This window comes from Gemmata sp. (genome assembly GCF_051859125.1).
In the GTDB taxonomy this organism is placed as follows: domain Bacteria; phylum Planctomycetota; class Planctomycetia; order Gemmatales; family Gemmataceae; genus Gemmata.
The window spans coordinates 14,514-34,071 of record NZ_JBHYGG010000301.1 but is presented as its reverse complement, the minus strand read 5'-3'; the positions used below and the strand labels follow the sequence as shown (position 1 = coordinate 34,071).

The 19,558-nt window shown below is 71.1% G+C and carries 15 protein-coding genes; 6 read left to right on the top strand and 9 right to left on the bottom strand.

The genetic code is table 11. The features are described 5' to 3' along the window. Positions 1 to 69 precede the first annotated feature (69 nt). The 3 genes from ACTIGN_RS32255 to ACTIGN_RS32245 form a co-directional block, all read right to left on the bottom strand. Positions 70 to 1,803 (bottom strand): tetratricopeptide repeat protein, encoded by a 1,734-nt coding sequence (locus ACTIGN_RS32255; protein ID WP_439631726.1) that lies wholly within the window; start codon positions 1,801 to 1,803, stop codon positions 70 to 72. A 334-nt stretch (positions 1,804 to 2,137) separates the two neighbouring features. After that, positions 2,138 to 2,311 carry a hypothetical protein gene (locus ACTIGN_RS32250; RefSeq protein WP_439631725.1) on the bottom strand — a complete coding sequence of 58 codons (174 nt, stop codon included), beginning with the start codon at positions 2,309 to 2,311 and terminating at the stop codon, positions 2,138 to 2,140. Between the two features lie 63 nt (positions 2,312 to 2,374). Beyond that, positions 2,375 to 3,088 (bottom strand): DUF4058 family protein, encoded by a 714-nt coding sequence (locus ACTIGN_RS32245; protein ID WP_439631723.1) that lies wholly within the window; start codon positions 3,086 to 3,088, stop codon positions 2,375 to 2,377. Between the two features lie 127 nt (positions 3,089 to 3,215). Between ACTIGN_RS32245 and ACTIGN_RS32240 the strand changes: the two genes are divergently transcribed. From ACTIGN_RS32240 to ACTIGN_RS32220, 5 genes are all read left to right on the top strand, one after another. Further along, positions 3,216 to 4,202, top strand: coding sequence for an ABC transporter ATP-binding protein (locus tag ACTIGN_RS32240; RefSeq protein ID WP_439631721.1), 987 nt, complete (start codon positions 3,216 to 3,218; stop codon positions 4,200 to 4,202). A gap of 109 nt (positions 4,203 to 4,311) precedes the next feature. Continuing rightward, entirely contained in the window at positions 4,312 to 6,126 is a 1,815-nt protein-coding gene (locus ACTIGN_RS32235) for an ABC transporter permease (RefSeq protein WP_439631719.1), read from the top strand. Between the two features lie 63 nt (positions 6,127 to 6,189). Next, a complete protein-coding gene (locus tag ACTIGN_RS32230) occupies positions 6,190 to 8,394 on the top strand; it encodes a Gldg family protein (protein WP_439631717.1) in 2,205 nt (734 codons plus the stop codon). Between the two features lie 57 nt (positions 8,395 to 8,451). After that, positions 8,452 to 10,995 carry a DUF4340 domain-containing protein gene (locus ACTIGN_RS32225; RefSeq protein ID WP_439631716.1) on the top strand — a complete coding sequence of 848 codons (2,544 nt, stop codon included), beginning with the start codon at positions 8,452 to 8,454 and terminating at the stop codon, positions 10,993 to 10,995. Between the two features lie 109 nt (positions 10,996 to 11,104). Continuing rightward, entirely contained in the window at positions 11,105 to 11,623 is a 519-nt protein-coding gene (locus tag ACTIGN_RS32220) for an NUDIX hydrolase (protein WP_439631714.1), read from the top strand. Positions 11,624 to 11,773: 150 nt separating this feature from the next. On the opposite strand, the gene ACTIGN_RS32215 is transcribed toward ACTIGN_RS32220, so the two are convergent. The 5 genes from ACTIGN_RS32215 to ACTIGN_RS32195 all read right to left on the bottom strand — a co-directional run bounded on the left by ACTIGN_RS32215 (position 11,774) and on the right by ACTIGN_RS32195 (position 17,807). Continuing rightward, positions 11,774 to 12,829 (bottom strand): glycosyltransferase family 2 protein, encoded by a 1,056-nt coding sequence (locus ACTIGN_RS32215; protein WP_439631712.1) that lies wholly within the window; start codon positions 12,827 to 12,829, stop codon positions 11,774 to 11,776. A gap of 155 nt (positions 12,830 to 12,984) precedes the next feature. Further along, the gene (locus ACTIGN_RS32210) at positions 12,985 to 13,674 is read right to left on the bottom strand and encodes a sugar transferase (RefSeq protein ID WP_439631710.1); all 690 of its coding nucleotides are present in this window, start codon (positions 13,672 to 13,674) and stop codon (positions 12,985 to 12,987) included. A 113-nt stretch (positions 13,675 to 13,787) separates the two neighbouring features. Then, complete coding sequence (locus ACTIGN_RS32205) at positions 13,788 to 14,453, bottom strand: hypothetical protein (RefSeq protein WP_439631708.1); 666 nt, start codon at positions 14,451 to 14,453, stop codon at positions 13,788 to 13,790. A gap of 29 nt (positions 14,454 to 14,482) precedes the next feature. Further along, a complete protein-coding gene (locus ACTIGN_RS32200; protein ID WP_439631706.1) occupies positions 14,483 to 16,777 on the bottom strand; it encodes a hypothetical protein in 2,295 nt (764 codons plus the stop codon). A gap of 61 nt (positions 16,778 to 16,838) precedes the next feature. Continuing rightward, complete coding sequence (locus ACTIGN_RS32195) at positions 16,839 to 17,807, bottom strand: exosortase/archaeosortase family protein (protein ID WP_439631704.1); 969 nt, start codon at positions 17,805 to 17,807, stop codon at positions 16,839 to 16,841. A gap of 215 nt (positions 17,808 to 18,022) precedes the next feature. Here ACTIGN_RS32195 and ACTIGN_RS32190 point away from each other — a divergent pair, with 215 nt between their 5' ends. Continuing rightward, positions 18,023 to 18,841 carry a segregation and condensation protein A gene (locus ACTIGN_RS32190; RefSeq protein ID WP_439631702.1) on the top strand — a complete coding sequence of 273 codons (819 nt, stop codon included), beginning with the start codon at positions 18,023 to 18,025 and terminating at the stop codon, positions 18,839 to 18,841. On the opposite strand, the gene ACTIGN_RS32185 is transcribed toward ACTIGN_RS32190, so the two are convergent. After that, positions 18,739 to 19,554 (bottom strand): DedA family protein, encoded by an 816-nt coding sequence (locus ACTIGN_RS32185; protein ID WP_439631700.1) that lies wholly within the window; start codon positions 19,552 to 19,554, stop codon positions 18,739 to 18,741. The two genes, ACTIGN_RS32190 and ACTIGN_RS32185, sit on opposite strands and share 103 nt — an antisense overlap. Between the last annotated feature and the right edge of the window lie 4 nt (positions 19,555 to 19,558).

Sequence of the window (19,558 nt, the reverse complement as noted above, 5' to 3'; positions counted from 1 at the left end):
GGGAGCGTGAGCGACCGGAGGTGCTTTCTCCGGTCGCTCACGCTCCCGGCTCGCCGGTGTCGAATGGTATCACTTCGCGTCTTCGCCCTCGGCGGAGGTCGCCGACGTGTCGGCCATCGACGTCACGACCTTGGCGGCGCGGCGGGCCATGTCGGCCTTGAGCGCCTCGAAGTCCTTCGGGGCGGCCCGCGCCCACACCCGCTGCGCCACCTTGAGGTAGCCTGCGGCCTCGTCGGTGCGGCCGAGCCGGTCGCACAGCGCCCACAGCCCGAGCGCCCCGCGGACGCTCCCGGCGTCGTGCGCCAGCGCCTCCTGGAACGCCTCCTCGGCGGCCTCGGCGTTCCCGGCTTCGAGTGCGCCGACGCCCCACGACTCCATGTGCACCGCCCCGTTGCCCCAGGCGTGGTGCCCGAAGTCGTTCTTGGTCGCGTCCACGAGCTTCTTGAGCAGCTTCAGCCCGGCCTCGCCGTCGCCCTTCTGGCACAGGTACCGGCCCTGCACCTCCCACAGCCGCCGCTCCAGCGACTTGTCGTTCTTCTTGGACTGCTGGAGCGACCGCAGCGTGTCCACCTCGCGGCCGGCCTGCTCGGTCTCGCCGCGGGCCAGGCACGCGCTCGCGGCGAAGTACGCCCCGCTGGCCTTGTCGGTCTTGCGGAACTGGTCGACCTGCTTCTGGCACTCGGCCCAGTTCCGCTCGGCCAGCGCCATGCGGAACCACTCGGCCTTGAAGTTGAACTTGTACCCCTCGGCCTTCGCCTTGAGTTCCCGGGCCTCGGCGAACCGGCCGTCGTGGACGAGGCTGCGGGTCAGGATCTCCATGTGGTGCGTGAACTGGTGGTCCTCGCCCGGCGTCACGCCCTGGTACTTGTGGTAGGCCGCCTGGAGTTCGACCGCCTTCGCGGACCAGTCGGTCGTCGGCCCCCACTTGCCGATCCGCGTGGCGAGGTGCGCCTGCATGTGGAAGGCGTGCGGGATACCGGGCGACGACTTGAGGTAGTTCTCGGCGAACGGCCACCCGAGCGCCGGCCGGCGGATCTCCTCGAAGAAGTGAACCAGTTCGTGGTTCGCGCCGGGGTGCAGCGGGTTCACCTTGAGCAGCGCCTTGTAGAACGGGGCGCGGGCGTGCGGGCCGTCGCCGGCCGCGATCTGGGCGCGCCAGAACCAGCCCTCGCCGTCGTCCTCGTACAGCGTGAGCAGCTCGTCGAGCGTCTGCTGCGCCTTCTTCTTCCGCTCGTCCGGGCCGGTGTTCGGCCACATGCCCTTTTCCTGGAGCCGGGCCTGGATGAGCAACTGCTCGCGGTGCCCGGCGCGGGGCATGAGCTTGCGGGCCGCCTCCAGCGAGAGGTCGAGCGGCGACTTCGTCATCCTGTCGGGGAGCGTCGCGAACCCGGCCGCGCCCAGCACCCCGGCGAGCCCGCCGACCTTCGGCGCGATCGCGCCCTTGCCACACTTCTCCAGCGAGCGGTGCAGGACGAGCCAGGCGTAGGCGCACTCGGGGTCGAGCGTGACGGCGGTCTCGGCGGCGCGGGCCGCCTCGATCCAGACGTACGAGTAGTACATTCCGAGCGCCTGGTCGACGAACGCCTGGCACTCCCTGTTCGCGGTCCCGACGCCGTAGCGGTACACGCACGCGTCGAACATCGGCCTGGCCGGCGCGAGCCCGGTGAGCGGCATCTTCCTGAGCGAGCCGGGAGCGTCAGCGACCGGAGTGGGCGCCGGCGCGACAGCGACCGGGGGGGCCTTGGCGAACGCGAGCGGCGCGACGATCAGCAGCGAGGCGACGCAGCCGGTGAGGCGGAACATAATGTGGCAGCTCCGGCGGGCGGGTGTCTCTGAAAGTTTACCCCGGCAGTGATGATGACGGAAGGAGCGGGGGCCGTATTCGGGGGGAAATGGGCGGCTCTGATCGGGCCGCTGCCGCCCCGGAGGGGCGACCGAGGGTAGCCAGGGGTGCGGCCCGCTGTGCGGGCAAACCCCTGGTCGCCGGTGCGACGCGGATCACCCCGGACCAGGGGTTGCGCTCGAGGACTCGCTCCACCCCTGGCTACCGTCGGTCGCCCCTCCGGGGCTGCAAAAGAGCGCGTCGGCGACGGCCCCGGCACGCGACGAGCGTCCCGCGGGCAAGCACGTCTCGGTGTTACCGAAAGAACGCGAACCACACTCCGACCCCGATCACGACCCAGAATAGCAGTCCCACGACGGTGGCCGCGGTGTCCCGCCCGTTCGAGATGTCCCACCGGCCCAGCGTCAGCGCCCAGAGAAGTAAATGCCCGGTGAGTCCGGTGACAACCTCGAAAACGGCTTCCATCATACACAACCTCCGATGAGCTGATGTTCCGCCGCCGGGGGAACCGACCGATCGCGCCTCAGTTCCTCACCCCAGCCGGCGGCGCGAGCAAGCGGCGGCGTACGTCGCTTCCAAGTCGACCGGCAGGCACAGCTCGGCCGAGAGTGCGAGCGGCAGCGTCGGCAGGTCGCGCCCGACGGCGAGCGGGACCGGCCACGCCTCGACCCGGCCGGTGCCGTCGCGAACCACCGGGCGGTAGGCGACCGCGTACAGGTCGGTGCCCGCGGGGAGGCCCGGGGCGGCGCTCCAGCCGAGCAACCGCAGGACGTCGCCGTGCAGGTCGGCCGAGCGACTCGTGACCACGTCCACGACCACCAGCGCGACGCCCTGTGCGAGGTAGCCGGCGCACTTGTTCGCGAACGCGGCCCGGTGCGACCCGCGGTCCTTGTTCGCCGGGCTCACCAGTTCCACCGCCGCGACGAGCCGCGCGCCGCCCTCGGCCTCGTACACGCGGACCGCGAACTCGTCCGGGAACGCGGCCGGGATCGTCAGCGCCGGGGCCGGCGGCGCGTAGGTTTGCGTGGCGACCGAACCCGCAGATGCGGGCGCCGAATCGTCCGCGAAGGTCGCGACGTCGATCTCGACGCGGGCACCGGCGTGGGCGTGTTCTTCAGCGAAATAGCCGTCGGGGAGGAGCCCCTCGTTGAGCGCGTCGGCGATGGCCCCGGCCCAGGTGACGTGGAACGATTCCCAGTGCCGCCGGGGGAACAGCGGGGGGTGGAAGTGGTCGAGGAGCGGCATCGTCAAACCTCGGACGATTCGGGCAAGTTACCCGATTGTACCAACTTGTCGGCCCCGGCCGGCGTCATATCATCTGCCTGCGTCCAACTCGACGGTCCGGTCCGCGTGAACCCCCGGTCTCACCACTATGGCGACGCCCGCGATCGACGTCCAGAACCTGACGAAGAGCTACGGCCCGGTCCTGGCCGTCAACGACATCTCGTTCCAGGTGCAGCCCGGCGAACTGGTCGGGTTCCTCGGCCCGAACGGGGCCGGCAAGTCCACCTCGATGCGGATCCTCACGACGTGGCAGCCGGCGTCGAGCGGGTACGCCCGCCTCGCCGGGTACGACGTGATGTACGAGTCGATGGAGGTCCGCAAGCGGATCGGGTACCTGCCCGAGAACGTGCCGGTGTACCCCGAGATGCGGGTCCGCGAGTACCTGACGTACCGGGCGCAGCTCAAGGGCGTGGACCGGCACGGCCGCAGCGCCCGGATCGCGTACTGCCTGGATCGGTGCCGCATCAAGGAGGTGCAGAACCGGCTCCTCGCCACGCTCTCGAAGGGGTACCGGCAGCGGGTCGGGCTCGCCGACGCGATGCTCGCGAACCCGCCGATCCTGATCCTCGACGAGCCCACCAGCGGCCTCGACCCGGTCCAGATCAACGAGACGCTCAACACGATCCGGGAACTCGGCGGCGACCACACCGTCCTGCTGTCGACGCACATCCTCAGCGAAGTCGAGAAGGTGTGCGACCGGGTCATCATCGTCAACAAGGGCCGGATCAAGTTCGACGACACGCTCAAGTCGATCTCGGACCGCGAGCCCACGGTGGTCGCCGAGGTCCGCGGGCCGGGCGAGGCCGTCCTCAGGTTCCTCCAGGACCAACCGGAGGTGCTGTCGGTCGCGGCCAAGGGCACCACCGACGGCGACCTGACCACGTTCGAGATCAAGGCCCGCGACCCGCGGAAGGACGTCCGCGAGGACCTCGCCAAGCGGCTCGTCGGCCGCGGGTGGGGCGTCCGCCGGCTCGAGTCCCGGCGGGTCAGCCTCGACGACCTGTTCTCGGCCGTCGTGCTCCGCGAGGCGGACCCGGCCGCGGTGACCGAACCGGCAACGACCCCGGCGGCGTAACTGAACGCGGGTATCGGGAATCGGGGGTCGGGGATCGGAACCCCGCGACCCGGCCCGACCTGTCCGGACCGATACCCGACCCCCGATTCCCGATACCCGTTTGCCAACCATGAGCACAACGCCACCCGAGACGACTTCGCCGGCGGTCACGGACCCGATCCCGCTCGGCGCGTTCGGCCGCGGCGCGTCGGCCGAGACCGCCCCGTCCGCGATGCTGGCCGACGCCTACACGACCCCGCGGATCATCGGGTTCGCCGGCCTCGTGCTGTTCGTGCTCGGCGCGGCCGCGGTGATCTCGACCAAGGCGCTCGGGCCGCGGATGGTGTCCGAGGGGCTCGGGCTGCTGTTCGCCGTGGTCGGGCTGGCGTTCATGCTGTACCACGCGGTGACCGACGGCGAGCAAGAGATCCGCCGGATGTACGGCTCGTTCGCCGCGTTCTGGATCGTCGTGAGCCTCGTCGCCTCGTTCCTCCCCGGGCCGATGGGCGACGCGACCGCCGAGAAGGCCGTCGCGTTCTACCTGCTCCCGTGGGGCGTGAGTACGGCCCTCATCGGCCTGCTGTTCACGGTCCCGTTCTGCCGCCACGAGACCGACGACCTGTACCGCAACGCGGCCCTCACGGCGCTGCTGGCGATCGGCGGGCTGCTGTCGGTCGGGTCCGTCGCCGCGGGCGTGTTCCGGCCCGACTTCCTGACCGGCCCCGGCCTCACGCTCGCGCTGCTCGGCCTCGCGTTCCTGTGCGCGTACCTGGGGCAGGTGGACACGTCCGAGGGCACGGGCTACACGGTCGCGTTCGCGCTCGGCGCGTTCGGGGCCGCGGTCGCGTGCTACGCCGTCGGCCGGGCCGCGTTCCCGACCCTGCTGTACGAGGGCCCGACGACGTTCCGGCTCGCCAACGGCACGCTCGACGCCTGGACCGTCCTGTTCCGCGTCCTCGCCGGGCTCGCGTTCCTGGTCCCGGTGGCGATCGCGCTGGCGACCCGCGCCCCGCTGTGGCTCAAGGGCGCGACCGCGGCGGTCGCGGTGATCGGCGGCGGCGTGGTGGTCGCCTCGATGTTCGTGAACCCGGTCCACACCCCGCCGTCGGCGTTCCTGGTCCCCAACGGCATGATCCTCATGACCGTCGGCCTGCTGTACCTCGTCGTCTCGCTCGGGATGTGCTCCGACAACCAGTTCGTGACGCTCACCCGCCGCGAGCTGTCGTCGTACTTCCTGTCCCCCGTCGGGTACTTCGTCCTCGGCGGCATGGCGTTCGTCGAGTGGAACCAGTACCGCGTGTTCTACAGCGCGCTGGCGCGGGCCGAGGGGCCGATGCCCGAGCCGATCGTGCAGATCCTGCTCCTCGCGTTCCTCCCGGTGTTCGCGCTGCTCCTCCAGGTGCCGGTGCTGACGATGCGGCTCGTGGCCGAGGAGCGGCGGACCGGGAGCCTCGAGGTGCTGCTCACGGCCCCGGTCGACGAGACCCCGGTCGTCCTCAGCAAGTTCCTGGCGACGTGGCTGTTCTTCCTCATCAGCTGGCTCCCGCTCGGCCTGTTCCTGATCTCGCTGCGGCTCGAGACCGGCGTCCCGTTCGACTACCGCCCGCTGCTGAGCTTCTACCTGTGCCTGGCGACGCAGGGGCTCGCGTTCATCGGGATGGGCCTGTTCTTCTCGACGGTCACGCGGAACCAGATCATCGCCGCGGTCCTCACGTTCGTGGGCATGATCGCGTTCTGGCAGTGCTTCCAGTTGCGGCAGGGCCAGTTGGACCTCGGGCTCCCGGCGGCCGTGCAGGCGGCCCTCGGGCGGCTGTCGTTCATCCACATGTGGTTCGAGGCGCTCTCGGGCCGGCTCCCGCTCCGGGACGCGATGCTGTTCGCCTCGGTCGGGGCGTTCTGGACGTTCCTGTCCGTGAAGGTGCTCGAAGCCCGCAAGTGGAGCTAGTTCCCGGGTGCCGCCCGCCGCGCGACCCCCACTACCGGACACGCTAAGCAGACGAGCCGAACCATGACCCCGACCCAACCGACGCCCGCGACTCGGCCCGCCACCCCAGGGGCCGGCGAGCCCCTCGTCGAGTTCGTCCGCACCAAGCGGGGCGCGGCCGCCGGCGCGCTCGCCGCGCTCGCCGTCGTGTTCCTCGGCTTCAGCGTGTTCTTCGCCCTCAAGGCGTTCGGCACCGCGGCCGCGCCGGCCGACAAGGACCGGGCCGCCGAGAAGGCCAACCCGGACAACCCGTTCGAGTTGCCCAAGCCGGCCGGCGACCCCGCGAACCTCAAGCGCGGCGACTTCAACGTGGGGTGGATGTCGTGCCTGCTCGCGTTCCTGGTCGCGGCGCTCGGGGGGCTGTGGCTGTCGGCCCGCGACGTCCGCGACCGGACCGACGCGCAGAAGCGGACCGAGGCCCGGCTCCTCGTCCTCGGCGTCGGCCAGGGGCTCGGCGCGGTGACCATGCTCACCGGGCTCGCGCTGCTGTACCGGTGGAGCGACAGCTTCACCAAGTGGCTCGAGACCAGCGACACCGACGAGCTGCGGTGGGTGCTGATCCCGCTCATGACGATCATCACCGGCGTCGGGCTCGTGTTCGTCGCCATCCAGCCGGCCCGCGCCGAGGAGCGGAACGACGCGACCGTCCGGCGGATCGTGTACGGGTCCAACTTCTTCCTCACGTTCCTGCTCCTGATCGTCGCGTTCGTCGGGTTCAACGTCGTCGTCGCCGCCAAGGTGCCGAACAAGCTCGACACCACCGCGACCGGGTTCTACGAACTGTCGGAGAGCACCAAGCAGCTCCTCGCCGGGCTCAAGGAGCCGGTGAACGCCTACCTCATCACGGCCGAGGAGGGCACCCGGCACGCGACCGACGACATGCGGCAGCTGCTCATGACCGCCCAGGACGCGTCCCGCGGCAACCTGCGGGTGAAGTTCCTCGACGCGGTCGCGAACCGGAGCGAGCTCCGAACCCTGGTCGGGAAGTACCCGCAACTGTCGCTCACGCTGGAGAAGGTGGACGTCGGCGCGGCGCTGCTGCTGACGAGCGGCGAGGACGAGAAGCGGAGCGCCGTGGTGCCCGACACCGAGTTCACGACCACTGTGGACCGGCGGCCGGTGTTCCAGGGCGAGCCGCGGCTGTTCCGCGAACTGGTCGCGCTGTCCAACACCGACGGCAAGCCGGTCGTGTACTTCACGCAGTCGAACGGCGAGCTGAGCATCGACCCGGCGGCCGAGGCCCCGGACGACCGCAAGGCGACCCGGCTCCGCGCGTACCTCGAGAAGAACTACATGGAGGTGCGGCCGCTCGCGTTCCCGCTCGAGAACCCGACGGTGCCCGCCGACGCGGCCGCGGTCGTGGTCGCCGGCCCCCGCTCGCCGCTCGCCCCGGCCGCCGCCGAGGCGATCAAGAAGTACGTCACCGACAAGGGCAAGAAGGGCCGGCTGCTCGTCCTCGCGGGGGCCGCCCCCGGGCCGAACAACCAGGGCATGGCGAAGACCGGCCTGGAGGACGTGCTCGCCACGCTGAACGTGCGGCTCGGCGACAAGTTCGTGTACTCGATCCCGCAGGACCGCCGCCAGGACTTCCGGCAGACCATCGCCGGCATCACCAACGTCGCCGTCGCCGCCAAGAACGAGGTCGCGGTTACCATGATGAAGGTGTCCCCGGCCGTGATGCTCGAACTGCCCCGGGAGGTCGCGGCGGCCGGGCCGAACGCCGACTACCAGCCGCTCCCGCTGCTCGTGACCGACGGCATCACCTGGCTCGAAGACGACCGGGTGGACGAGGCCCAGATCGAGGGGGTGGTCGAGCAGCTCAACACCCGGGCGGTGCAGGTCCGCAAGAACGTGATGGAGGGCGGCCGGGCGGTGGCCGCGCTGGTGTCGCAGGGGGCCACGCCGGCCGGTCGGGGTGCCCCGCCGTCGCCCGGCACCCCGGTCGCCGCGGTGTACGGGAACGCCCAGTTCGTGTCCGACGCGGTCGGCCGGCGGATGTCCCCGGACGCGGCCCCGCTCACGTACAAGCTCGTCGGCGTCACCCTCGACTGGCTCCGCGACCGCCCGTCGGTCTTCGGCAGCGACATGGAGGGGAAGAAGTACGCCGAGTACCAGTTCCCGCAAGCATCGACGGTGGACACGACCCGCGCCCTGTACTTCCCGCTGGCCCTGACGTTCCTCACGGTCGTCGGGCTCGGGACGGCCGTGTGGTTCGTCCGCCGCAGGTAAGCCTCTCGCAACGGAGCCCCGCGCGGCCGCCCGCCGCGCGCCCCATCGGGATCACCCATGAACTTCCGACTGACCGCGGTCCTGTTCGGCTCGATCTTCGTCGTGGGGCTCGCGCTCCTGATCGTGTCGTTCACCGGGGGCGGCAAGCCCCCGACCGACACCATCCTGGAGGAGCTCGCCGGGGCCAAGGCGGACCAGATCGACACCGTCGAGTTCGACCGCGAGGGCGGCGGCAAGCTCAAGCTCGTCCGCGACAGGGCCGCCAAGGACAAGGACCGCTGGGACGTGGTCGAGCCGTTCAAGGCCCGCGCCGACTCGGGCGCGGTCGGCGAGGTCGTTTCCGCGCTGCTCAAGGCCAAGCCGGCCCCGTTCGCCCAGATGCCGAACCTGACCAACGCCAAGCTCCAGCCGGCGGGCCTGAGGGTCACGCTGCGGCAGGGCGACCGGGCGTCCACCGTGAGCCTCGGCGACGTGACGCTCGGGGGCAAGGGGGTCGTGTTCGTCACCACGTCGGCCCGGCCGAGCCGCCCGATGGCGGTGCCGCGGGCCGCGCTGGAGCCGCTGTTCCGCGAGGCCAACAAGAGCGGGCTCGCCGCCGACCTCGCCAAGGGGGCCGGCGACTTCCGCTCCAAGACCGTGTTCGAGGCCGCCCGCGGGGCCGGCGACGACGTGATCGGCGTCACGCTCAGGGCCCGCGGCAAGACGCTGTCGCTGGTGCAGTCGCCCCGCGGGTGGAAGTTCGTCGAGCCGAGCGGGTGGGGCGACGCCGACCCGGCCGGCGACGCGGCCGCCGCGCCCGGCACGTTCACCGGCGTCCGCCCGCTGCTCGGCGCGCTGACCAGCCTCCAGGCGCTCTCGGCCGCCGACTTCGTCGAGAGCCCGACCCCGCAGGACCTGGAGAAGTACGGGCTGAACCCGAACAACCCGGACCGCGTCGAGGTCCGGCTCACGAACAAGGACAAGGTCGAGACGGTCGCGTTCGTCGGCAAGAAGGAGGCGGCCGCGCCGGCCCCCCCGGCCGGCCCGCACGGGATGACGCCCCCGCCCGCGAGCAAGTGGTGGGTGCAGGTGCAGGGCCAGCCCGGCGTGGTCCGGGCCAACGCCGGCGACCTGAGCGGCCTCGTGTCGGTCGTCGAGAACCCGGACCCGCTCCGCGACCGCAACCTGCTGACCGCGGAGAAGGCCCGGATCGACGGGCTCGACCTCGCCGGCGGTGCGGTCAAGCTCCGCAAGCTCGGCGGCGCGCTCGGGGCGTGGAAGCTGTACGGCAACCCGGCCGCCGGCGACCCGCAGGTCGCCTCGCTCACCGAGGTCGAGCGGGTCGTCAACGCGCTCACCGAGCGCCGCACGGTCCGGTCGTTCCCCGCGGGCAACGAGGCGAACTTCGGCCCCGGCGCGGTGACCGTGAAAGTGTGGGCCGACGGGTTCGAGGCCGCCGACCCCAAGGGCGACGCGAAGGCCGACCCCAGGGCCGAGCCGAAGGAGAAGGGCAAGCCGACCACGCTCGTGTTCGGCAAGGTCGAGGGCGAACTCGTCAACGTGAAGCGGACCCTCCCCGAGGGCCAGACCGACTTCTTCCTGCTGCCGGTCAAGGTGAAGGTCGGCGCGGGCGGCGAGGTGGTGGACGTGCTCCGGGCCGCGAACGAGCCGCGGGTGGACTTCCTCGACAAGTCGCTGAAGTCCTTCGCCAGCACCGCCGCGGCGAAGCTCACCGTCCAGGGCGCGGCCAACTTCGACCTCGACCGCGACGACAAGGCCGACGAGGCCTCGGCCAAGGGCCCGGTGTTCCGGTTCGCCGCCGACGCCCGCGGCGCGGCCGGCCAGCAGTACAAGAAGGGCGAGCAGGCCGACGTGCAGGTGGTGCAGGACCTGCTCGACATCCTCGCGACCACCCAGAGCGTGACCCGGTTCGTGGACGAGGCCCCGGCCCCCGAGAAGCTCGCCGAGTACGGCCTCGGCACCGCGACCAAGCTCCGCGTCACCGTCGGGCTCAAGGCCGAGGGCGACGACAAGGAGCGGGTGTACGAGTTCGGCAAGGAGACGGCCGACCCGAACTTCGTGTACGTCCAGCAGCGGGGCCGGCCGGCGGTGTTCACGCTGCCCAAGTTCATCCCCGACAAGTTCACGAGCGCCGACCTGCGGAACCGGGCCATCTTCAAGGTGAACCCGGCCGAGGTCGCCAGGGTCGAGATCGTCGGCTGGGGCGACAAGCTCGGCGCCCCGTCGGATCTGGTGCTGGAGAAGAACAAGGAGGGGACCTGGGTGGCGGTGAAGGCCCCGACCCCGGGGTACGTCGCCGACCCGGCCAAGGTGAACGCGTTCGTCGCCGCGCTGGGCACGCTCCAGGTCCGCTCGTACACGGGCGACGCCGCGATGGACCCGCGGCACGGGCTGGGCGACCCGAAGCAGGTGTTCGTGGTCACCCTGGCGAACGCGGCCGGCGGGCACCACCTGCACCTGCGGCTCGGCGGCCCGGCCGACCCGAACGGCACCACGCTGTACGCCTTCACCGGCCGCGTCCCCGACGGCAAGCCGATCGTCACCGTCGACGCCGCGCCGTTCAAGGCGTACAAGGACGGCCCCGCCGCGTTCTCGCGGTGACGTGCGGTTGAAGCAGAAATTGGGCGAGCGGGGGACGTCAGTCCCCCGGTGCGTTCGACAACCAGCGGGGGACTGACGTCCCCCGCTCGCCATTCGGCCGGGAGTCCCCATGCCCCGCGAGATCGTCCACGTCGGCCGGAAGATCCGCGTCGCCGTGGACACCACGACCACCGCCGACGGTCAGACGATCCGCCGCGACGTGGTGCTCCACCCCGGCGCGGTCGTCATCCTGCCCGTCCTCGACGCCGAGCACGTCGTCCTGCTCCGCAACCACCGGTTCACGATCGACGAGACGCTCTGGGAGGTGCCGGCGGGGACCGTCGAGCCGGACGAGCCGCTGCAAACGTGCGCGGAGCGCGAACTGGCGGAGGAGACGGGGTACACCGCAGCGAAGTGGCGGAGCCTCGGCTACCTGTACGCGTCGCCGGGCGTGCTGAACGAGAAGCTGCACCTGTTCATCGCCGAGGATCTGACCGCGGGAGCGCCGCGCCCGGAGGCCGACGAGCAACTCCAGGCGGTCACGGTGCGGCTCGACGAGGCGATTCGGATGTGCCTGAGTGGGGAGATCAGGGACGCGAAGACGATCACGTCGCTGCTGCTCTGGGAGCGGATGACCGCGGCGAAGTGAGCCGATCGGGGTCCGGATCGGCCGATTGATTCCGGTTTGTTACAATTCCGCTCGGCCGGCTCGTGCGGCCGCGTTACTTGGCGCAACACGTGCCACATTTGCAGGTTGCGCAGCAGGCCAATCAATCTGATACAAATTTGTCCGCAAGAATTATGATGATTTGGCGAAGTTGGAGTTCATCGGCGCGGGGTGGCGCACCCGCGCCAAATCAATGAGAGCCGCCCGCACCTGTCGCCCCACTTCCTTCCAGAAGCCCCACGCGAACCCGAAGTGGACCGCGACGAACACGACCGGGACGCGGGCGGCAACGGCGCGCGGCCTCCCCCGGCCCAGCACCGCGGCGGCGGCGAGCAGCACCGCGGCGTAGAGGCACAGGCTCGCGGCCCACGCCGCGCCGGCCGCCGGAACGACCAGCCCGAGCAGGCCCCCGAAGAGCGCGAACGCGGCGAACAGCGGCGGCACCAGCGCCGGGACGGTGAGCGAGTGCGGGTGCTTGAACGCGAGCCGCGCCCGGCCCAGGCCGTACCGCGAGAGCTGGTAGAACAGCGCCCGGAAGTGCGACCGCGGCTCGTACACGATCTTCGCCTTCGGCGCGAAGTAGCACGTCAGCCCCGCCTGGTGGACCCGCTCGTTGAACTCGACGTCCTCGCAGGCGTCGAACGCCTCGTCGAACAGGCCGATGCGGTGCAGCACGGTGCGGCGGTACGCGACGGCGGTGCTCTGCGGCGTCACGAACTTCGGCTGGTCGGAGAAGATGTCGGAGCCGGGGTTGTGGCCGAGGCGGCTGCTGCGCGCCGCGGAGACGGCCTGCTGGAACGGCGTCGGCTCGGGCACGTCGAGCGGCTGCGGGCGGCCGAGGCAGTCGGCCCCGCTCGCCTCGAACGCCGCGGCCAGGTTCTTCAGGTAGTCGCGGTCCGGGACGTGGCAGTGGCCGTCCACGACGACGACGACGTCCTTGGTGGCGTGGCGGACCGCGGTGTTCCGCCCGGCCGACGCGAACCGGGCCGGGTTGTACACGAGCTTGAGGTTGTCGAACTCGCCCTGGAGCCGGCGGACGACGGGCACCGTCGCGTCGGTCGAGAACCCGTCGGCGACGATCACCTCGTACCGGTCCCGCGGGAAGTCCTGGGTGAGCAGCAGCCGCAGGGTGCGCTCGATGGACCGCGCCTCGTTCCGCACGGGCACGATGACTGAGACGGATGGCATGTGTGCGGTTCCGCAGAGAAGCAATGGAACGCGGATGAAGAAGACGGAAGCGGGATCGAAGACCGATCAGACAAGAGCACATTTCTTCTGAGTGCGATCTCGTCTGATCCCCTTCATCCGTGTCATCCGCGTGCCATCGCTTCGTTTGGTGTCGTTCACTCTGTGGGGACGCGGGGCTTGCGCTGGTACAGCTTCTTGAGGCCGAGCAGCTTCAGCCCGGTGGCGAACAGGACGAACAGCGCGAGCGGGACCGAGGCGTGGCGAATGTAGAACAGGTCGTAGGCGACCTTGTTCTTGACGCTCCGCAGGCACGTGTCGGGCGGCAGGTGGACCTGCGCGAACCCGGTGATCCCCGGCTTCACCTGGTGCCGGCGGTCGTACCCCGGGACCGCCTCGCGGAGCTTGGCGACGATCTCGGGCCGCTCGGGCCGCGGGCCGATCAGGCTCATGTCGCCCCGCAGGACGTTCCACAGTTGCGGGAGCTCGTCCAGGTGGAGCTTGCGGTAGACGCGGCCGAGCGGGGTGATCCGGGTGTCGCCCGGGGTGCTCCACTTGGGGCCGGACAGCCGCTCGCAGTCGTGGTACATGCTGCGGATCTTGTACAGCGTGAACACGCGGCCGTTCTTGCCGACGCGGGTCTGGCTGTAGATCGCCGGCCCGCGGGACGTGAGCCGCACCAGGGCGACGCACGCCAGCACGACGGGCAGCAGGACGACGGCCATGGCGCCGGCGAGCACCAGGTCGGCGGCCGCCTGCGCCCGCTCCCCGACCGCCGACCGGGTCGGGAGGGCCGGGGCGAGCGGGGCCGGGACGGACCGGCGGCGGGTGGGTGCGGGGGTTCGCAACGCTGGCCTCGTGGTCACCAGCCCGGCAATCCGGGACGTGCGCTGGTACATTGAACGCGGTCCTCAGGGGCGAAAGCCATACTTGGGGGCGCGGGGATCAAGTCTCGGAACGGTCACTTGCCGCCGCCGAACGCGGCGGAGAACTGGCCCCACGCGGCGGCCAGGAACGCCCGGGTCGGGGCGTCGTCCTCGGGCGGGCGGCCGTCGCCGGGGTCGTCGGCGAGCGGCGTGGACAGGTACAGCTTGAACAGCACCGGCACGGCGTTCAGTTGCTTCGCGAACTGCCACCGCGGGTTGTCCGGGGCGACCCAGGTGCCGCTGGTGCTCCACGCCCACCGGATGCGGACCCGGTCCACCTTGGTCTGCGTCTTCTTCTCGAAGTCCGCGGTGTAGAACTCGGCGGTCCCGCCCCCGGGGATCTCGAACGTCTCCTTCTTCGGCCCGCGGAGGGCCTTGTACCCGCTCCCCACGTAGCACACGTCGGGGGTGTGCGTCGAGACCGACCCGGGGATGCCGCTGATGAGCGTGGTGACGCACGACTGCCCGCCCCCGGCCGAGACGTACCGCCGCGAGGTCGCGGTGCTCCGCTCGTTGGTGGGCATCTCGGTCGGCACGTCGGTCGGCTGCCAGTCGGTGTGCCGCACCTCCAGGGCGTGCAGCCGCTCGGTCAGCGCGGGGTTCGGGGCGAACACGCCCCACCGCTGGGTGACCGCGCCGTGGACCAGGGCGGCCCCGGCGACCAGCACCGCGGCGACGAGGAACATCGGAGTCTTCAGCATGGTGTCTCCTCTACGGGCGTGGGCGGTGCTCAGCACAGTGCTTCCTGGGCGGTGGCCCCGACGTACACGACGCCGGAGTACGGGATCTCCATGGTCGCCACCCGCTCGGCGGCCCGCTTGAGCAGCGGCGACGTCGTCTCGCGGTACAGGGCGCACACGAGCACCACCTCGCACCGCCGGGCGACCTCGACCGACTCGGCCGCGGTCAGCAGCGCGTGGCCGTGGATCACGACGCAGTCGTAGGGGGCGCGGAACCGCTCCACGAGGTTCTGGAGCTGCTCGCCGGTGGCGGCCCGGCGGGCCTCGTCGGACCACTTCCCGGCCGGCAGGAAGTGGAGCCCGCTGGGCAGGTGCTGGACCCCGGTGGCGAGGTCGATCTCGCCCCGCAGGTGCTCGCACACCCCGGCCGCGTTGGGCACCCCGGCGAACGTGTGGAGCTGCGGGTCGCGGAGGTCGAAGTCCACGAGGAGCGTCTTGTACCCGCTCTGGGCCAGACTGCTGGCGAGGCCGAACGCGGTGAACGCCTTCCCCTCTTCCCCGATCGGGCTGGTGACGGCCACGGTCGTCGCGCCCCGGGCCAGCCACGCCTGCGACACGTGCGCCCGGAGCCGGTCGAGGGCCTCGGTCGCGGCCGTCCGCTTGCTCGCGTCGCGGCCCCCGGCCTCCTCGGGCCGGCACGGGACCACCCCGACGACCGGCAGCGGTGTGGCCGCCTTCACGTCGGCCAGCGAGCTGACCCGCTTGGACACGGTCTCGAACCCGACCGCGCCCAGGGCCATCAGGCCGAACCCCATGAGCGCGGCCGCGACCGTGCCCAGGACCTGCTTCTTCATGTCCTTCTGGGTCGGGCTCGACCCCTGCTGGAGCACCCGCACCCGGGTCGGCGAGTTCAGCTCCATCTGGGTCGTGTAGTACTGCATCACGAGCCGCCGGTAGATGCTGTCGGTGCTCTCGGTCTGGCTGTTCTCGGGCGTGTACCCGGCGACCTCGCGGCCCCCGATGGTCACGATCTTGTCGCCGGGCGGGGGCAGGGCCGCGAGCTGCGTCTCGGCCCGGCCGAGCAGCGCCTTCACCACGTCGAACTGCTCCTGGTGCCGCTGGAGGGTGCGGATCACCTCCTCCATCTCGGCGGCGAGCTTCTGGGCCTCGGCGACGCGGCGGTTCCCGTCGAGGGCGGCCGCCTTCTCCTTCCGGAGGTCCCTGAGCCTCGCCTCGTGCGCGTCCCAGGCCTGCTTGAGCGCGACCACGCCCGGGGCGTGGGTTTCGCCGGCGCGGGCGTGGAACTCGTACTTGTTGCGGGCCGCCTGGGCGTGCAGGATCTGCGTGATGACGTCCTGGTCCTTGTCCGCGGCGTCGAGCGCCCCCTGCGGGACCGGCGCGTCCTTGATCCCGTCCATCTTCTGCTGGAGGACGGCGAGCCGCCGCTTGTTGTCGTTGATGTTCAGCGGGAGCCGCTCCAGTTCGCCGCGGAGCGACTCGACCTTGCCCATCAGCGCCCGCGGGTCCACCTTCGACGGGTCCAGCGGCACCGGGGCCACGGGCACGACTGGCACGACGCCGCCCTGCGGGGCCAGCGGCGGCAACTGGGCGGGCGGCTGGGCCGCGTTGTTCGGCAACAGGTTCGGCACGTCGGTGCCGCTGGCCGGCCTCACCCCGTCGGCCTTCGGCCGCGGCGCGGCAAACCGCTCCAGTTGCTTCTTCATGTCCGTCATCGCCTCTTCGATCTGCGCCACGAACAGCCGCTTCTCCTGCACGTCCTTCTGCACGACCTCCTTCATGAACGCGGCCTGGACCGCGTCCACGATCTTCTTGGCGTCGGCCGGCTCGTGGCTCTTGAACGTGACCCGGATCACCTCGGACCCGTCCTGCCAGCTCACCAGCAGTTCCTCGTCGAGGAACTTGATCGGGTCCTTCTGGGCCTTGATCGTGGGCAGGTCCTTGATGTCCCGGAGCGCGGCGTTGAGGACGAACTCGGACTTGATGAGGGCCGACGTCGTCTTCAGGTACGTCACGAAGTCGGTCCGGGCCTGGTTCGGGCTGTTCGCGTTGGCGACCGTCGGCGGGACCGACTGCACCTGGAACAGCGCGTACGACTCGAACTTGCTGGCGAGCAGCTCCCAGGCGGCGAACGCGCCACCGCCGCCGATGAGGGCGCCGCAGAACACGATCATGAGCCAGTGGAGCCGGAGGTACGTCAGCACCCGGAGCCCGTTGGCCTCCTCGGGCCGCGGGCCGGCCTTGCCGGGGGCGGGCCGCGGGGCGGCGGGCCGTGGGGGCGCGGCGGGGGTGCCGGTCGCCGGGGTCGCGTGCGTGTGTGGAGGCATGTCCGTACCCGAGTCCATTCAGGGAACGAAACCGTAGTTCGAGCGAGGGCGGTGCGGGGCGTCAGGCCGGCACGGGGCTCAGCCCGCGGTCGGCGACGCGGACCCGGGCCGGGCCGGGGACCGGCGGCGGCACCGGCGCCGGGGGGCCGCTGGGCGGCTCGGGGGCGACCACCAGCCGGGTGAGCACCCACAGTTCCAGCGCCAGCAGGGCGAGCCCGACCGGCATCATGAGCCACCCGTGGAAGTCGTGCAGGAACTCGGTCGTCGCCTTGTTCGTGAACACGACGTAGCTCATCCCGGTGGCGGTGATCCGCAGCACGTTCGCGGCGACCGCGATGGGGACGATGCCGAGGACGATCATGAACTTCTCGAACCGCGTCCGGTCCATCATCACGACCGCGCCGATCGAGAACGCGGCGAACGTCATGAGCATCTTCAGCCCGCTGCACGCGTCCACGACCCCGAGGCGGACCTCGTCGATCAGGATCAGGTTCCCGTCCCGCAGCGCCGGCTGCCCGAGCGTCTGGAGGAAGAACGTGCTGCACACGGTCGCGGTCGTCTTGAGCGGCTGGCCGACGTTCCGCTCCAGCTCGTACGGGAGCGGGACCATGAACACGAGGAACCCGATCGCCGGGCCGGTCCGCTTCAGGAGCGGCCACCCGCCCGCGGCCAGGACCACGGCGGTGATCGACAGGAGCAGCGAGGCCGCGTCGAGTTGGTGGAACAGCATGCTCCCGGCGACGGCTCGCATCCCGAGGGCCGCGACGAGGAGCACGGCCCCGATGACCGGCAGGGGCCTCGGGGTGTACCCGCCGGCCCGCCACGCGCGGCGGATCAGGTACGCGGAGAAGAACGGCACGAGGAGGCCGTGCGAGTACTGTGGGTCGTTGAGCCACTTGTCGGAGAACACGCTCAGCATCGGCAGGTACGCCCAGACGAGCAGCGCGCCGAGGGCGGCGAGGGGCCACGCCTTGGCCGCAGTGGTCGCGGGGGCGGAGGTGTTCGGCGCGTCCGTGGTGGAGATCGACATCCGTGTCCCTGGTTCGAGCGCGGGCGACTGACTTCCCGGGGCTGGGGCCGGGGTCGATCCGTGACCCACTACCCCCGACCGGCGCGGATTGTTGCCCAACCTCCGAACACCGGTCAACCCCAACCACCGGCGTTTTCGCCCCGGGCGGTCTGGGCTACCGCCGCCCGGCCGTTCGGGGCTACAACGGGCCCGTGCTCCGCCCCCCGGTGGCCCCGATGTCCTACACCGTCGCGCTCGACGCCTACCACGGCCCGCTCGACCTGCTCCTCTACCTCGTCCGCAAGCACGAGGTGGACGTGCTCGACATCCCCATTGCGCAGATCGCCGAGCGGTTCGTGGAGCACGTCCAGGCGGTGCGGCACGTCGACATCGAGTACGCGGGCGACTTCATCGTCATGGTCGCCACGCTCATGGACATCAAGAGCCGGATGCTCCTCCCTTCGGACGACGGGGCCGACGCCGAGGGGCCGCAGGGCGACCCGCGGCGCGAACTCGTCCGCCAGCTCCTGGAGTACCGCAAGTTCAAGGACGCGGCCGCGGCGCTGGAGGGGCGGGCCGAGGAGCAGGGGACGCGGGTGCCGCGGTCGGAACAGCCCGAGCCCGCCGCCGCGGCCGGGCCGGTCGTCAAGCCGGTCGAACTGTGGGACCTGGTCAGCGCGTTCGCCCGGCTCATGCGGGAGACGCAGTCACTGCAGGCGGCGACGATCGCGGTGGACGACACCCCGCAGCACGTCCACGAGGAGCAGATCCGCGCCCGGGTGCGGGCCGAGGGCCGGGTGCGGTTCATCGACGTGTTCGCGCCGCCGCACTTCAAGGCGAAGCTGATCGGCATCTTCCTGGCCGTGCTGGAACTCGTCCGGCACCACGGCGTCGGCCTGGAACTGGGCGGCACCGACACCGACATCTGGCTGGTGGCGCTGCCCGAAGTGGGTCACGGGGCGGGCGGCGAGGCGGGCGAGACGGGGGACGGGGCACCGGACACGGGCGCGCCGTCCGACGCGGGCGGGGCGGGCGGGGCGGGGGACCGGTCGTGATGGTGCCGGCCGGTCACCGCTTCGGCGACCGACTCGATCGCGTTCTCGATCGCGTGGGCCGGCTTGGCGATGATCGCGGGCACCTGGGCGTCGCCGGTCGGGACGTGGCGGGACAGCAGGTACTTGTAGATGAGCGCCCCGGCGACCGCGGCCAGCAGGTGGCTCATCACCAGCGACTTGTACGTGTTCACCTCGTTGACCAGCACCATGATCTGGTCCGTGGCCCAGTACGCGGTCCAGAACATCAGGTTCACGAGCGGGATCGCGTAGATCCCGTCGGCGAGGACGAACTGCCAGAACGGGAGCCGGACGCTCCCGGCGACGATGAACACCCACCCGCGGATCCCGGGGAGCAGGCGGACCCCGAGGAGGATCTTGACCCCGTGGTCCTTGAACCCCTGCTCGATCGTGGCCCGCTTCTCCGGGGTCAGGAGCCGCCGCTCGACCCACCCGGTGCGGAGGATCCGCTTCCCCCACTTCCGGCCGATCGTGTACAGCACCACGTCGCCGATGACCGCGCCGATGATGACGGTCGGCAGCATGAGCCACCACCGGATTCGGGCCGGGTTGTCGCGGTCGGTGGCGAAGTCCGAGTCGGAGTGGCCGCACAGCACCCCGGCCATGATCACCGGGAGCTCCTCCGGGACGGGCATGACGGTGGTGGACAGCACCAGCGCCAGGAAGATGTCGAGGTAGCTGTTGGAGGTGACCATCGGG

Coding starts and splice junctions, on each gene's coding strand:
- ACTIGN_RS32255 (WP_439631726.1), bottom strand. CDS start 1,803: ATGTTCCGCCTCACCGGCTGCGTCGCCTCGCTGCTGATCGTCGCGCCG.
- ACTIGN_RS32250 (WP_439631725.1), bottom strand. CDS start 2,311: ATGATGGAAGCCGTTTTCGAGGTTGTCACCGGACTCACCGGGCATTTA.
- ACTIGN_RS32245 (WP_439631723.1), bottom strand. CDS start 3,088: ATGCCGCTCCTCGACCACTTCCACCCCCCGCTGTTCCCCCGGCGGCAC.
- ACTIGN_RS32240 (WP_439631721.1), top strand. CDS start 3,216: ATGGCGACGCCCGCGATCGACGTCCAGAACCTGACGAAGAGCTACGGC.
- ACTIGN_RS32235 (WP_439631719.1), top strand. CDS start 4,312: ATGAGCACAACGCCACCCGAGACGACTTCGCCGGCGGTCACGGACCCG.
- ACTIGN_RS32230 (WP_439631717.1), top strand. CDS start 6,190: ATGACCCCGACCCAACCGACGCCCGCGACTCGGCCCGCCACCCCAGGG.
- ACTIGN_RS32225 (WP_439631716.1), top strand. CDS start 8,452: ATGAACTTCCGACTGACCGCGGTCCTGTTCGGCTCGATCTTCGTCGTG.
- ACTIGN_RS32220 (WP_439631714.1), top strand. CDS start 11,105: ATGCCCCGCGAGATCGTCCACGTCGGCCGGAAGATCCGCGTCGCCGTG.
- ACTIGN_RS32215 (WP_439631712.1), bottom strand. CDS start 12,829: ATGCCATCCGTCTCAGTCATCGTGCCCGTGCGGAACGAGGCGCGGTCC.
- ACTIGN_RS32205 (WP_439631708.1), bottom strand. CDS start 14,453: ATGCTGAAGACTCCGATGTTCCTCGTCGCCGCGGTGCTGGTCGCCGGG.
- ACTIGN_RS32200 (WP_439631706.1), bottom strand. CDS start 16,777: ATGCCTCCACACACGCACGCGACCCCGGCGACCGGCACCCCCGCCGCG.
- ACTIGN_RS32195 (WP_439631704.1), bottom strand. CDS start 17,807: ATGTCGATCTCCACCACGGACGCGCCGAACACCTCCGCCCCCGCGACC.
- ACTIGN_RS32190 (WP_439631702.1), top strand. CDS start 18,023: ATGTCCTACACCGTCGCGCTCGACGCCTACCACGGCCCGCTCGACCTG.
- ACTIGN_RS32185 (WP_439631700.1), bottom strand. CDS start 19,554: ATGGTCACCTCCAACAGCTACCTCGACATCTTCCTGGCGCTGGTGCTG.